The sequence below is a fragment of the Kribbella sp. NPDC023972 genome (assembly GCF_040639075.1).
GTDB lineage: Bacteria > Actinomycetota > Actinomycetes > Propionibacteriales > Kribbellaceae > Kribbella.
In genome coordinates, this window is the sequence record NZ_JBEZZH010000004.1 from 1 (window position 1) to 12859 (window position 12859).

General features: G+C 69.0%; 13 protein-coding genes. 10 read left to right on the plus strand and 3 right to left on the minus strand.

The window, feature by feature from the left end:
- The first annotated feature begins 792 nt into the window (after nt 1-792).
- The 6 genes from lipB (at nt 793) to AB0F43_RS17030 (ending at nt 5106) form a co-directional block, all read left to right on the plus strand.
- Nucleotides 793-1422: a lipoyl(octanoyl) transferase LipB gene (gene lipB, locus AB0F43_RS17005; RefSeq protein WP_360478785.1), complete on the plus strand. Its 630-nt coding sequence runs from the start codon at nt 793-795 to the stop codon at nt 1420-1422.
- Nucleotides 1423-1440: 18 nt separating this feature from the next.
- On the plus strand, nt 1441-1857 hold the full coding sequence (locus tag AB0F43_RS17010) for a hypothetical protein (RefSeq protein WP_360476825.1): 417 nt from the start codon (nt 1441-1443) through the stop codon (nt 1855-1857).
- The gene (locus AB0F43_RS17015) at nt 1850-2569 is read left to right on the plus strand and encodes a carbohydrate-binding family 9-like protein (RefSeq protein ID WP_360476828.1); all 720 of its coding nucleotides are present in this window, start codon (nt 1850-1852) and stop codon (nt 2567-2569) included. Before AB0F43_RS17010 ends, AB0F43_RS17015 begins: the two co-directional genes overlap by 8 nt.
- Before the next feature lie 44 nt (nt 2570-2613).
- A complete protein-coding gene (locus AB0F43_RS17020) occupies nt 2614-3552 on the plus strand; it encodes a hypothetical protein (protein WP_360476831.1) in 939 nt (312 codons plus the stop codon).
- Between the two features lie 134 nt (nt 3553-3686).
- Entirely contained in the window at nt 3687-4475 is a 789-nt protein-coding gene (locus AB0F43_RS17025; protein ID WP_360476834.1) for a CoA transferase subunit A, read from the plus strand.
- A 1-nt stretch (nt 4476) separates the two neighbouring features.
- The gene (locus AB0F43_RS17030; protein ID WP_360476837.1) at nt 4477-5106 is read left to right on the plus strand and encodes a CoA transferase subunit B; all 630 of its coding nucleotides are present in this window, start codon (nt 4477-4479) and stop codon (nt 5104-5106) included.
- 1 nt (nt 5107) lies between these two features.
- Here AB0F43_RS17030 and AB0F43_RS17035 read toward each other — a convergent pair whose 3' ends face one another.
- Nucleotides 5108-6406, minus strand: a complete 1299-nt coding sequence (locus AB0F43_RS17035; RefSeq protein WP_360476840.1) for a hypothetical protein — start codon at nt 6404-6406, stop codon at nt 5108-5110.
- A gap of 176 nt (nt 6407-6582) precedes the next feature.
- Here AB0F43_RS17035 and AB0F43_RS17040 point away from each other — a divergent pair, with 176 nt between their 5' ends.
- Both AB0F43_RS17040 and AB0F43_RS17045 read left to right on the plus strand, forming a co-directional pair.
- Nucleotides 6583-8544 carry a CocE/NonD family hydrolase gene (locus AB0F43_RS17040; RefSeq protein WP_360476843.1) on the plus strand — a complete coding sequence of 654 codons (1962 nt, stop codon included), beginning with the start codon at nt 6583-6585 and terminating at the stop codon, nt 8542-8544.
- 65 nt (nt 8545-8609) lie between these two features.
- Nucleotides 8610-9503: a carbohydrate kinase family protein gene (locus tag AB0F43_RS17045; RefSeq protein ID WP_360476846.1), complete on the plus strand. Its 894-nt coding sequence runs from the start codon at nt 8610-8612 to the stop codon at nt 9501-9503.
- Here AB0F43_RS17045 and AB0F43_RS17050 read toward each other — a convergent pair.
- Both AB0F43_RS17050 and AB0F43_RS17055 read right to left on the minus strand, forming a co-directional pair.
- On the minus strand, nt 9460-10140 hold the full coding sequence (locus AB0F43_RS17050; RefSeq protein ID WP_360476849.1) for an SDR family NAD(P)-dependent oxidoreductase: 681 nt from the start codon (nt 10138-10140) through the stop codon (nt 9460-9462). The genes AB0F43_RS17045 and AB0F43_RS17050 overlap by 44 nt on opposite strands.
- Before the next feature lie 33 nt (nt 10141-10173).
- Nucleotides 10174-10857 (minus strand): NUDIX domain-containing protein, encoded by a 684-nt coding sequence (locus tag AB0F43_RS17055; RefSeq protein WP_360476852.1) that lies wholly within the window; start codon nt 10855-10857, stop codon nt 10174-10176.
- Between the two features lie 78 nt (nt 10858-10935).
- On the opposite strand from AB0F43_RS17055, the gene AB0F43_RS17060 reads away from it, so the two are divergent.
- Together AB0F43_RS17060 and AB0F43_RS17065 are read left to right on the plus strand one after the other, a co-directional pair.
- Entirely contained in the window at nt 10936-11934 is a 999-nt protein-coding gene (locus AB0F43_RS17060) for an SPFH domain-containing protein (RefSeq protein ID WP_360476855.1), read from the plus strand.
- A 22-nt stretch (nt 11935-11956) separates the two neighbouring features.
- The gene (locus AB0F43_RS17065) at nt 11957-12841 is read left to right on the plus strand and encodes a hypothetical protein (protein ID WP_360476857.1); all 885 of its coding nucleotides are present in this window, start codon (nt 11957-11959) and stop codon (nt 12839-12841) included.
- Nucleotides 12842-12859 lie beyond the last annotated feature (18 nt).

A 12859-nucleotide genomic window follows, 5' to 3' on the forward strand; every position in this document is an offset into this window, starting at 1 on the left:
GTGGTGAAATGCGTTTGCTTGGCAGCTCGCACTTCACCCGGAGGTCTTCGCCTTGTCAGCCCGCCACGCCGTCACCAACCTCCGTGGTCAGTACACCAGTGGCCACGAAAGCGAGTGTCGGCAGACGGTCGTTGGCCGACATCCGGAGGGGCGCATGGATGATTCACGCACCGCGGCCGTCGTTACAGAGAATTACCTGACGGGTGGGCGGAGCTCCAGTACCACACGGCCGGGTCGGCTGCGGCGGGTTCAGCCTGGTCGGCATCCCCATCAGCAGTGGATGGCCAGTAGGCCGGGTCAGACGGCGCCTGTTCGCGCCGCAGTGAGCAACATGACGTAATGCATCGTGAAGCTGCCCCCAGTAATGCCGCTACCAGTTGATCTGCCCTGCACTGGACCCAGAGCTGTCGACCAAGGCGCGGGGCAAGATCGTGCGGGCGATCGCCGCCGGCACCCATGGCGGCTCGCCTGACCTGACCAGTTTCGACTACGGAACAGCGTTTGGCCATTAGCCCGCTGCCGGGACCACTTCATAGATTGCACCGGATGAGCGATGTCGGAGTCTCGTCGCCCGATCGGAATCGGGTGCCTGAGCACCCCCTGGCAGGATATTTACGGCTGCGATCGGCAGTACAGCAACCGCCACCACCACGAGCATCCAAAGTACCGAATACCGACCCGATCTAGGCATAAACAGTCGCCCACGTGTCTCGCGGTGACTCTTCGAGGGCGGTGACTCCGGTCACCGCCCTTCTGATTTCCCGGTCGACCTACGCTGGGCGGGTGAGCGTGATGCAGCGGGTGGATCTGGGTGAGGTGGAGTACAAGGTCGCGGCCAAGGAGATGCGCGACTGGGTGGAGGAGCGGATTGAGGGGACGGCCGAGGATCGGTTGTTCATGTTGAGTCATCCGCCGGTGATCACGTACGGGCCGCGGACGGTGGTGGAGGATCTGCCGGCTGAGGCGGCGAGCATTCCGGCCGTGGCGGTGGATCGGGGTGGGTTCGCGACGTACCACGGGCCGGGGCAGCTGGTCGGGTATCTCGTGATTGACCTGAAGCGGCGCGGCCCGGTGGACATCGTGCGCTGGATGGAGAACGGGCTGATCGAGGCGCTCGGGTCGCTCGGGTTCCCGCTGGTACGGCGGGACACGCCGAAGGGTGCGAGCAGCCTGGTCGGGGTGTGGACCGAGGACGGGCGCAAGCTGTGCTCGATCGGGATGCGGATCCGGCGGGGCGTGACCAGCCACGGGTTCTCGGTGAACGTCGACCCGGACATGAGCGTGTTTCACATGTTCACGAGTTGTGGGCTGCACGACGTCACGATGGTCTCGCTGGCCGAGCTCGCGACCGAGCGAGGGATCCCGGCTCCCACCGACGCGGCGGTGCGCGACGCGATCGCCCACTCCCTGGGCGCCGCCTGATCCCGGTAGCCTGCGGAAATGAGTCAGGAGGACGAGGACGGCCGGTACGACGCGCCGCCACTGCCACCGCTGCTGATCCTCGGAGTCGTCGGGCTGTTGTGCGGGTTCGCGACGATCGCGCTGGTGTGGCTGAGCGAGCGCGGCTGCGAGCGGTTCCGTGACACCGCGAACTGTGGCGTCCTGGGCCTCCCGCTGCTGGTGCTGATCGTGGTGGTCACTATCGTGCTGGGCGGGCTCGCGCTGAGCCGGCTGGCGATGCCGCACCCACGGCTGGTGGCGTTCCTCGGCGTTGCCTTCATGCTGATCCTCGTCCTCGCCTTCCTCACCGAGAACCTGTCGTCGCCGTGGACGCTGGCCGTCGTACCGGTGCTGACCGCGATCACCTTCCTCGTCGCCAACCTCGTCGCCGGACTGCTGGAGCGTGCCGATGCCTGACCTGCCCGTCTACGACTGCCCACGTACGCCGGTCGCACCCAACCTGGACGGGACCCTGACCGACCCGGCCTGGAACGTCGCGCCGTGGACGACTCCGTTCGTCGACATCACCGGCGACGGCCCGATCCCGCGCTTCCGGACCCGGGCGAAGCTGATGTACGACGACGAGTTCCTCTACGTCGGCGGGTTGCTCGAGGAACCGCACGTCTGGTCCACGATGCGGGAGAAGAACACCAAGCTGTTCGAGGAGAACAACTTCGAGCTGTTCCTCGACCCGGACGGCGACGGGCTGAACTACTACGAGTTCGAGATCAACCCGCTCGGCACCATTTGGGAGCTGACCCTGCCGAAGCCGTACGTCGACGGCGGCGTACCGGTGGACCCGACCAACCTGCCCGGCCTTCGGACCGCGGTCCACGTCGACGGCACGCTGAACGACCCGTCCGACACGGACACCGGCTGGTCGGTGGAAGTCGCCGTACCGTGGGCGGAGCTGGCGCGATACAACCAAGGCAGCGCAGCCGACGAGGGCCGGGCCACGCCGCCCCGCCCCGGTGACGAGTGGCGGATGAACCTGATGCGGTGCGAGTGGCCGCACGAGGTGGTCGACGGCGAGTACGTGAAGGGGACCGAGTTGAGCTTCTGGGTCTGGTCGCCGCAGTACGTCGCCGACATGCACCGCCCGGACCGGTGGGGCATCCTGCGGTTCTAGGGCCCGGTGACAGGCTGTGAACCCGCCGGGGTGAGAATGAGGCAGTGGACTTCGAGGGGTACGGCGATCTGGACGGCCTCGAGGGTGACCACATCGTCAGCGCGATCGAGCGCGCCTGTGAAAGCGACCTGAGGACCGCACTGCGGCTCGTGGCGGAGTACTCCGAACACTGGTGGTCGCACGGGCTGCAGGACGAGGCCGCGGCAGCTGCGGAACGAGTGCTCAGCATGCTGGGGAGGACCGTACCGGTCGGGCTGGACGAGGAGTATCTGCTGGCAGTGCTCCACGGAGCGGGGTCCGCTGAGCAGGAGCAGGTGGAGCTCGCTCAGCAGATCGTCCTCACCACGACAGGCCCGTTCCGGTACTCGGTGACCGTGCTGCTGTGGTCGCTGGTGTTCGGTCCGTTCGAGTCATCCTCGGTGGTGGAGGAGGTACTGGCGCGGAACGAGAATGGCGACGCCTGGACCAGGGCCGCGGTCGAGTTGTGCCGAGGCTACCCAGGCCTGACCTCCGCGACCCCGGGTGAGGCAGTGCAGGCACTCCGGACGGCGCTGGGACGCTTCCGGATGCTCGACGACCGCTGGGGGATGTTCCTGGCGCTGACAGCGCTCCGAGAGCTCGTCGACGAGCCCCTCGAGATCATCAGCCAGGCCTTGGAACTTGCGGAGAAGCTCCGGGCCGACGACGAGTCCGGTCTACTCCTGTGCCAGCGCGGCGAGCTCTACCGCCGCCAGGGCGACCTGGACGCGGCCGGCGAGGACTTCAGCTGGGCGCTGGCTCTCGCTGAGCACGCCGACCTGCCGGAAACCGCTGCCGCCGCCCACATCGGCCTGGCCCGGGTCGCCCGCTCCGGTGGCGACCTGCTGACCGCCAGGGAGCACCTGGCCATCGTGCTGTCCCGCGACTCCGAAGCTCTGGAGGACGCCCGGTACGAGGCCCTGCACGAGCTGAACCTGCTGATCAACTCCGAAGCCTCCGCATAGTGCCCCGGCACACCTCGGTGTAGGGCCACGAAACACCTGTGGCAGTGCCCACAGATGGCGGGTCTCGCCGGACTTGCGGATGGCTGGTTAGAGTCGAGGTCGAACCAGCCCCGACACTGCAACGGAGCAGCCGGATGGACAAGACGTACGACTCGCCGCGGGCCGCGGTCGACGACATCGGCGACGGCGCGAGCCTCGCGGTCGGCGGCTTCGGGCTGTGCGGTAACCCGATGGAGCTGATCAGAGCCCTGCACGACAAGGGGGTGACCGGGCTGAGCGTGGTGTCGAACAACTGCGGCGTCGACGACTGGGGCCTGGGCATCCTGCTCGCGGACAAGCGGATCGCCAAGATGACGTCGTCGTACGTCGGGGAGAACAAGGAGTTCGCCCGGCAGTTCCTGTCCGGTGAGCTCGAGGTCGAGCTGACCCCGCAGGGCACGCTGGCCGAGAAGCTGCGGGCCGGCGGTTGCGGGATCGCCGCCTTCTTCACCCTGGCCGGTGTCGGCACCCAGGTCGCCGAGGGCGGGCTGCCGCAGAAGTACCACACCGACGGCACCGTGGCCAAGGCGTCGCAGCCGAAGGAGACGCGGGAGATCAACGGCACCACGTACGTGCTGGAGGAGTCGATCACCACCGATTTCGGGCTGGTGCACGCGCTCAAGGGCGACACGCACGGCAACCTGGTGTTCGACCGGAGCGCGCGGAACTTCAACCCCCTGGCCGCGATGGCCGGCCGGATCACCGTCGCGCAGGTCGAGGAGCTGGTCCAGCCTGGTGAGCTGGACCCGGACGAGATCCACCTGCCCGGTGTCTACGTCCAGCGCGTTGTTGCTGTTGGCAAGGACATCGAGAAGCGGATCGAGAAGCGCACGGTCCAACCCCGCGAGGCCTACGAGGCCCAGCGCGAGAAGCTGGAGGCCTGAGATGCCACTCACCCGTGAGCAGATGGCCGCCCGGGCCGCCGCGGAGCTGGAGGACGGCTCGTACGTGAACCTCGGTATCGGCCTGCCGACGCTGGTGCCGAACTACATCCCGGACGGCGTCACCGTCGTCCTGCAGAGCGAGAACGGCATCCTCGGCGTCGGCCCGTACCCGGTCGAGGGCGAGGAGGACCCGGACCTGATCAACGCCGGCAAGGAGACGGTCACGACGATGCCGGGGGCATCGTTCTTCGACTCGGCGCTGTCGTTCGGGATGATCCGCGGCGGCGCGATCGACGCGGCCATCCTCGGCGCCATGCAGGTGTCGGCCAGGGGTGACCTGTCGAACTGGATGATCCCGGGCAAGATGGTCAAGGGCATGGGCGGCGCGATGGACCTGGTGCACGGCGCCAAGTTGGTGATCGTGCTGATGGAGCACGTGGCCAAGGACGGCTCGCACAAGATCCTCGAGGAGTGCGACCTGCCGTACACCGGCCGGGGCGTGGTCAACCGGATCATCACCGACCTGGCCGTCCTGGACGTCACCGAGGACGGCCTGGAACTGGTCGAGCTCGCCGACGGCGTCACCTTCGACGAGCTCCAGTCCAAGACGGGCGCCCCGATCAAGCAGTAGCTCAGGCAATGCGCCGTACGTCGGGATGCCGGGCCGAGTCGCCGTCGAACAGGCGGCTCGGCCGGTCACGCAGGTGCTGGTCGAAGAACGCGGGGATGTAGCTTCGCAGCGAGCGCAGGATCCGGTCGGCGTCGACCGTGCCGACCGTGTTCGCGACCAGCTCCGGCGGCACGGTGAAGAACCGCTGGAACCACGGGATCAGCGCCTGGTGGTCGATGAAGGTGTAGTGCCGCCCGTCCGGGACGTTCAGATCTCGCTTCCAGCCGGTCGAGTGGTCCCAGAACAGACCCCACGACGGTTCGGTCCGGTGCGTCTGGGGTGCGCCGTTCGGACCGGTGCCGCCGGCTCCCATCAGCAGGAACGGACGGTCGGTGCCGTGTGCCACAGTCGGGCACTGTCCCGGGTCGGGGTAGCCGTAGGCAAGGGTTCCGTCCATGTCGATCCCGGCCTTGACCCGGCGGTCGACGTCCATCACGTCGGCCGAGGTGATGCCACCGGCTGAGTGACCGAACGCGCCGATCCGGTGCAGGTCGAGAAGGTCGCCGACGTGGGATGGCAGGCGACGGCCTTCGGCGTCCGGGTTCTCACCGCGCGCGAGCCTGGTGAGTGCGTCGAGGACGAACCGGACATCCGTGACCCTGGTGCTCCTCGCCATCAAGGCGTACGAGCCCGACGCCAACGTCTGCGCCTCGAGCCGCCCGCCCGGGAACTCCACACCGGCCACCTCGAACGTGTGGTCCACCGTCACGACGACGTACCCACGGCTGGCCAGCTCGGCGACCATGATCGTCGCGAGCCCTCGTGGTACGCCGAAGCCGGGTGAGAACACCACGATCGGCCGGCGGCCCCAACTCCGGCTGACAGGCGCGAGAGTGGTGGCGTGAGCTCGGGCGCCAACCCAGTCGACCGCGTCCACCGGCTGCTGAAGTGCCGCGGCGGCTCCTTCGGCGTAGAGCCTGGCGGTCAGCGGCGGGAGGTACGGCGCGGGCGGGCCGGCTGCGTTCCGGGCCGGGTACCAGATGCTGATCATCAACTCCCGCGGCCGCCCCGGAACGTACGGGTCGTCCCGGCCGTGGTCGACGAGATGAAGCTCGGTGGTGCCGACGGGGAAAGGGCCGGTGGGCCGGGGGAAACGCAGCGGCACAGGTGTACGTCGCTTCGCAGCGCCGGCCGAGCTTGGCCGGGCAGCGCTGACCAAGGTGGGCTGGGCGGCGGGACCTGTGGCCAGGGCGGCGGGGCCGGTGAATGGGCCGAGCAGGGCGGCTCCGGTGGCGCCGATGAGCAGTCGTCGAGTGAGCATGCTCCAACCCTCGTCTGCCGGACCGTTGCCGCGCTTCTGCCGATCGACAGCGTCGGCTACTGACGATCGGCAGGTCGCCGAAACCCTGGCGCTGGTCGCCGACTCGGCTTAATGTTCGGGGCCACGCCCGCGCCGGACAGCGTCGGGTGTATCCGCCAAAGCTCAGGAGTCCGCCAATGCTGCTCAGCTTGTCCCGGCGACCACGCCGGACCACCACGGTCGCCACAGCGGCCGCAGTTCTCGCCACAATCGCCCTCAGCCCGCTCACCTCCACGGCGGCGCCGCCAACCCAGCCCCAGCCGACCGAGAACCGGCCGTTCGTCTCGGGTGCACAGACGACGGCCGTCTACGAGTACGACAACGCCATCCGCGAACGGGTCTCCGTCGAGGTGCCGGTCGACGCCGACGACAACGGCGTCCACGACCGGGTGATGGTCGACATCATCCGCCCGGGCGAGGCCGCGCAGGCCGGAGTCGACGTACCGGTCATCATCCAGGCGTCGCCGTACTACGCCTCGAACCCGGCGAGCTACTTCGACGCCAACGGCACCCGCAAGGTGTTCAACACCTGGCTGGACAACTACTTCGTGCCACGCGGCTACGCCGTGGCCTTCGTGGACCTGATCGGCACCTTCCGCTCCTCCGGCTGTGACGACGTCGGCGGCGACTACGAGGTGGCCGGCGGCAAGGCGGTCATCGACTGGCTGAACGGCCGGGCCAACGGCTTCACGCCCGCCGGGGCGCCGGTGACGGCGGACTGGTCCACCGGCAAGGCCGGCATGATCGGCGTCTCCTGGAACGGCACCATCGCCAACTCGGTCGCCAGCACGGGCGTGGAGGGCCTCGAGACCATCGTGCCGATCGCGGCCATCTCGAGCTGGTACGACTACACCCGCAGCTACGGCGTTCCGTTCTGGGGCAAGTACGTCGGCTTCCTGCACGACTACGTCAGCAACGACGTCAGCCCGCGATGCCCGGAACTGACCAGGGAACTGGAGAACGCGTCCGACTCGGCGACCGGCAGCTACAGCTCGTGGTGGGATCCGCGCAACTACCGCCTCGACGCCGCGAACGTGAAGTCCAGCGTGTACGTCGTCCACGGCCTGAACGACGAGAACGTCAAGACGCGGCACTTCGGCGAGTGGTGGGACGAGCTCGCGAAGAACGGCGTACCGCGCAAGATCTTCCTGCACCAGGACGTCCACATCGACTCTTTCAGCTACCGCGACACGTGGGTGCAGCGGTTGCACCCCTGGTTCGACCACTGGCTGCAGGGCCTCGACAACGGCGTGATGGACACCCCCATGGCGACGATCCAGCGGGAGAACGGCACCTTCACGACCGAGGCGACGTGGCCGGCCGCGGGCGCCCAGCAGACGAAGCTGTCGCTGGCCGCGCCGGCCGGGCGGACCGCCGGGACGCTGACCACGGACGCGGTGGCCAGCTCGGGCACCGTCAACTTCGCCGACCGGAAGGACTCCGACGACGACTACGTGCTCGACCCGACAACGCTGCGATCCGACCGGACCGTGTTCCTGACCAACGAGCTGACCAGCGCGGTGCGACTGTCCGGCACCGGCACGGTCAAGGTCCGTGTCCAGTCGTCCGCGCCGTCCGCGGCGATCAAGGCCCGTCTGGTCGACTACGGTCCGGCCACGCGCTACACGTCGTACGTCAACAAGCCGACGTCGACGTGCTGGGGTGACGGGAACGCGACCGACACCGGTTGCTACGCCGACACCGGGATCGCGACGGCAACGTCCGACCTCAACGTGGTGGCCCGCACGATGGCGAGCATCGGCCACTACCGTTCGCTGACCGAGCTGGAGCCGTTGCGGCGCGGTGTCTGGTACGACCTGACCTTCGAGCTCAACGCCGACGACGCGGTGTTTGCCGCCGGGCATCGGATCGGGCTCGTACTGACGGTCGAGCCAGGTAACCCGGACGACACCGTCGAACGTAGAGCACTGACGATCGACCCGGCCGGGTCGTCGCTCACCCTGCCGCTGACCGGTACGACGGCCTCGTTGCGCAGCCCCGGACCGGCCGAGACGGTGACCGCGCGGCAGAAGGCGCATCCTGAGCCGGAGAAGGACCCGGCCGAGCTGATCCGCCAGTTCGTCGAGACGTCGCGGTAGCAGCCCGACGGCCAGGCAGGCACCCGTCCTGCCTGGCCGTCGCCGATCTCGGCGAAGATGGTGGCATGGAACTGGACGTGTTCGTGATCGGCGGCGCGGGGATCGACACGATCGTGCGGGTGCCGGAGTTGCCGCTGCCCCCCGTGGAGACGATCTTGGTCGAGCCTGTCGAGTCGTACGTCGCTCACACGGGACACGGCGTCACGCTCGGGTGTCACCTGCTCGGGCTGCGGACCGGGCTGGCGGATGTGATCGGTGACGACGCCGAGGGTGACCGGATCCGCCGTCTGTACGACGAACTCCGCCTACCGCTACACGTCGCGATCCACCCGAACGGCACCCGACGGGCGGTCAACCTGGTCACCCCCGACGGGCGACGGCTTTCCTTGTTCGACGGACGCGACCACACCGGTCTGCAGGTCGACCCGGACCTCTGGCGAACGAACGTCGTACGGGCGCGGCATGTCCACGTGTCGATCGTGGACTTCGCACGGCACGCACTGCCCGAAGCGCTCGCCGCCGACTGCACGGTCTCCACGGACCTGCAGGACTGGGACGGCCGGAACGACCACCACAAGGATTTCGCGACTGCCGCCGACATCGTGTTCGTCTCCACCAGCGCGCTGCCGGACGACGCCGTCGACTGGATCTTCGCCAACGGCCGGGCCGAGGTCGTGGTCGCGATGGCCGGCGCCGACGGCAGCTACCTGCACCTCAGGAACCAACCCCCACAACACATTCCGGCCGTCAAGCTCCCCGACCGGCCAGTTGTCGACAGCAACGGCGCCGGCGATGCCTACGTCTCGGCCTTCCTGGCCCGGAGGCTGGACGGCGTCAGCTGGTACGACGCCGCCCGCGCCGGATCGATCGCGGGTGCCTGGGCCTGCGGCTCCCCCGGGACGCACACGGAGCTGATCACCGCCGAGGAGCTGGCTGTTCGAAGTAGAACGCTCGGATGAAACAGTCCCTCGGCTGATTGACGGCGAACATCACGCACTCGACCACGGAGTCGGCGGTCAGATCGGAGCCGGCGACACGCGGCCCGTCCTGGACGAAATCCGGCGGGAACAGCGAGATCACCCGGATCCCGTCCGGACGCAGCCGTTCCGACAGGATTTCGGCGTACCCGGCCTGCGCGTGCTTGGCCGCGTAGAACGCCGGATGCGCGTCCGACCGGTGGTGACCGACTTCCCCGGCGGCCGAGATCAGGTTCACGATGTCGGGTCGGTTGGATGCCCTGAGCAACGGTAAGAGACGTTCGGTCAGCAGTACCGTCCCGGTCACGCCGCCCGCGATCGTGTCCACGACATCGGCCGGCGACGGGGAACCGGCCAGGTACCGCGCGCCACTGTTCACGAGGACGTCGAGACGGTCGACAGCCAATCGCTCGATGGACCCAGGGTCCGCGAGGTCGAGTACGGCGGGTGTCGCGGTGCCGCCGGACGCCTCGATCTGCGCGACGGTCTCCTCGGCCGCAGCCTGGGTCCGGGCGGTGGCGAGCACGTGGGCGCCGCGAGCCGCGAAGGCGAACGCGAGTTTGCGGCCGGTGTCGCGGCCGGCTCCGGTGACGAGGACGTGTGCTCCGGTCAGGGTCATGGCCGGATGCAAGCACTTCAAGCCGAGTTGAAGTCAACCGCGGGCCATCGGGGGGTGGAGGGTGGTGGCGGGTCCGCGGCGAAAGAGCTGGGCGGGGCGGCCGCCGTCGCGGGTGGTGGTGGCGCCGACCGGCTCGACGAAGTCCGCGGTCTTGGTGACCTTGCGATGGAAGTTGCGCGGGTCGAGCGGCGTACCCCAGACCGCCTCGTACACACCGCGCAGCTCCGAGATGGTGAACTCGGGCGGGCAGAACGCGGCCGCGAGCGGTGAGTACTCGAGCTTGGCCCGCGCCCGCTCGACGCTGTCGGACAGGATCCGGTGGTGGTCGAAGGCCAGCCGGTCCGGGTCGCCGAGCACCTCACCGGCGTCGACCCAGCTGGCCGATGCCGCATCCGTCCCCGCGACCGGGGCGGGCAGATCCGGGACCAGCGCCAGGTAGGCCACGCTGACGACCCGGCCCCGCGGGTCGCGATCCGGAGCGCCGTACGTCGCGACCTGCTCGAGGTGGATCCGGTCCGCGGACAGGCCCGTCTCCTCGGCGAGCTCGCGACGGGCGGTCTGCTCGAGGTCCTCGTCCGGCCGGACGAATCCGCCCGGCAACGCCCAGCGGCCGCGGTACGGAGCGATCCCCCGGCGGATCAGCAGCACCTGCAGCGTGCCGTCGCGGACGGTCAGGATGATCAGGTCGGTAGCCAGGCCGAGCGGTACGAAGTCCATGCAGACCACTCTAATCGTCATCTTGACGAAAAGTCATCCAACCCTTATCGTCAAAGTGACGACAACGAGGAGAGTCCGATGGCAGACATCACCCGGTTCCGCTTCATCAGCCACCTGCGGGCCAACCCGACCACTCACGTGCGGCATCTGCGCAACGGCAAGCTCGTGCACGACGGCGCCGGCCAGGCGTTCTGGTTCCGCGCGCTGAACTCGTCGCTGAGCGAGATCCCGGTCGACGACCGCGAGCAGCCGCTGCTGTTCCACGGCCGGACGCAGGACTTCCAGGACGTGGCCGTGCAGGCGACCGTGACCTACCGGGTGACCGACCCGGGGCTGGCCGCGGCCCGGCTGGACTTCGGCATCGACCCCGACATCGGGCTGTGGCGGTCCACGCCGCTGGAGCAGCTCGGTGGACTGCTGACCGAGCTGGCACAGCAGACGGCGCTCGACCTGCTGGCCCGGATGAGCCTCACCGAGGCGCTGTCCGAAGGCATGACCGCGCTCCGCCAGGCGGTCGGCACCGGTCTGCGGGCGGATCAGCGGCTCACCGGACTCGGCATCGGCGTCGAGGACGTCCGCGTCGTCGCCGTACGGGCCGAGCGGGACGTGGAGAAGGCGCTGCAGACCCCCACCCGGGAGATGGTGCAGCAGGCCGCCGACAAGGCGACGTACGAGCGGCGCGCGATGGCGGTCGAGCGGGAGCGGTCGATCGCGGAGAACGAGCTGCAGAACCAGATCGAGCTGGCCCGGCGCGAGGAGCAGCTGGTCAACCAGCGCGGTCAGAACGAGCGGCGCCGGGCCACCGAGGCGGCCGCTGCCGGGCAGATCGAGACCCAGGCCGCCGCCGGTCGCAAGCGGGCGCTGAGCGAGGCCGAGGCGGATGCCAAGCGGGCGATCGGCGCGGCCGAGGCAGCCGTGGAGAAGGCGCTGCTGGACGCGTACGCCGAGCTGGACCAGGGGACGATCCTCGCGATGGCGATCAAGCAGGGCGCACTGCCGGAGATCGGGACGCTGAACCTGACGCCGGACCTGCTCACCCCGCTGCTGACGAAGCTGACCTCCGGGCAGCAGGCCTGAGTACGGCGGCCGGTGACTTCACATGAGCCTTCCACCCAGGGCGGTGATCGTGCACCGGGCGACCGAGCTCACCGAGCTGGTCGCCCGGCACGGCACCCGTCAGCAGGCCGGCTTCTTCCTCTCGGCGCGCGGCCGCGACTTGGCCGAGCTGGACGCTCGGCACCGGGCCCAGCAGGAGGCGCTGGCCGCGGTGTCCGCCGCGATCCCGCTGGACTGGCGGCGTGCGGTTGCCGAGCGCAACGACCTGGACCGGTTCGGGTTCGGCCCGGAGGACGTGGTGATCGCGGTCGGCCAGGACGGACTGGTCGCGAACGTGGCCAAGTACCTGGACGGGCAGCCGGTGATCGGAGTCGACCCGGAGCCCGGCCGCAATCCCGGCGTACTGGTAGCACACGAGCCCGCAGCGGTGGCCGGCCTGCTGCGATCCGAGCTGACTGCGGCTGCCGAACTGCGCACGATGGTGGCCGCGAGCACCGATGACGGCCAGCGTCTGCTCGCGCTCAACGAGGTGTACGTCGGCCATCGGACGCATCAGTCGGCGCGCTATCGACTGAGCACGCCCGATGCGCAGGAAGAACGCCAGTCGTCGTCGGGTCTGCTGGTAGGCACGGGAACCGGTTCGACCGGCTGGTGTCGCTCCGCCTGGCAGGAGCGGCACAGTCCGCTCACGTTGCCGACAGCAACCGAGTCGACACTCAGCTGGTTCGTCCGCGAGGCGTGGCCTTCGCCGACGACCGGCACGACCTGTACCGAAGGCATGCTGAAGGCGGACCAGCAGCTCACCGTCACCGCTGAATCCGACCTGGTGGTCTTCGGCGACGGCATCGAGTCCGACACGCTCGCCCTGAGCTGGGGTCAGCGCCTCGACGTCACCGTCGCCGAGACCCGCCTCCACCTGGTCAGGTGACCGCCCCAAGCTCTTATG

What these genes read in the sequence shown, in the direction of transcription:
- lipB (WP_360478785.1), top strand. Translation starts at nt 793, where the DNA reads ATGCAGCGGGTGGATCTGGGTGAGGTGGAGTACAAGGTCGCGGCCAAG.
- AB0F43_RS17010 (WP_360476825.1), top strand. Translation starts at nt 1,441, where the DNA reads ATGAGTCAGGAGGACGAGGACGGCCGGTACGACGCGCCGCCACTGCCA.
- AB0F43_RS17015 (WP_360476828.1), top strand. Translation starts at nt 1,850, where the DNA reads ATGCCTGACCTGCCCGTCTACGACTGCCCACGTACGCCGGTCGCACCC.
- AB0F43_RS17025 (WP_360476834.1), top strand. Translation starts at nt 3,687, where the DNA reads ATGGACAAGACGTACGACTCGCCGCGGGCCGCGGTCGACGACATCGGC.
- AB0F43_RS17030 (WP_360476837.1), top strand. Translation starts at nt 4,477, where the DNA reads ATGCCACTCACCCGTGAGCAGATGGCCGCCCGGGCCGCCGCGGAGCTG.
- AB0F43_RS17035 (WP_360476840.1), bottom strand. Translation starts at nt 6,406, where the DNA reads ATGCTCACTCGACGACTGCTCATCGGCGCCACCGGAGCCGCCCTGCTC.
- AB0F43_RS17040 (WP_360476843.1), top strand. Translation starts at nt 6,583, where the DNA reads ATGCTGCTCAGCTTGTCCCGGCGACCACGCCGGACCACCACGGTCGCC.
- AB0F43_RS17045 (WP_360476846.1), top strand. Translation starts at nt 8,610, where the DNA reads ATGGAACTGGACGTGTTCGTGATCGGCGGCGCGGGGATCGACACGATC.
- AB0F43_RS17050 (WP_360476849.1), bottom strand. Translation starts at nt 10,140, where the DNA reads ATGACCCTGACCGGAGCACACGTCCTCGTCACCGGAGCCGGCCGCGAC.
- AB0F43_RS17055 (WP_360476852.1), bottom strand. Translation starts at nt 10,857, where the DNA reads ATGGACTTCGTACCGCTCGGCCTGGCTACCGACCTGATCATCCTGACC.
- AB0F43_RS17060 (WP_360476855.1), top strand. Translation starts at nt 10,936, where the DNA reads ATGGCAGACATCACCCGGTTCCGCTTCATCAGCCACCTGCGGGCCAAC.
- AB0F43_RS17065 (WP_360476857.1), top strand. Translation starts at nt 11,957, where the DNA reads ATGAGCCTTCCACCCAGGGCGGTGATCGTGCACCGGGCGACCGAGCTC.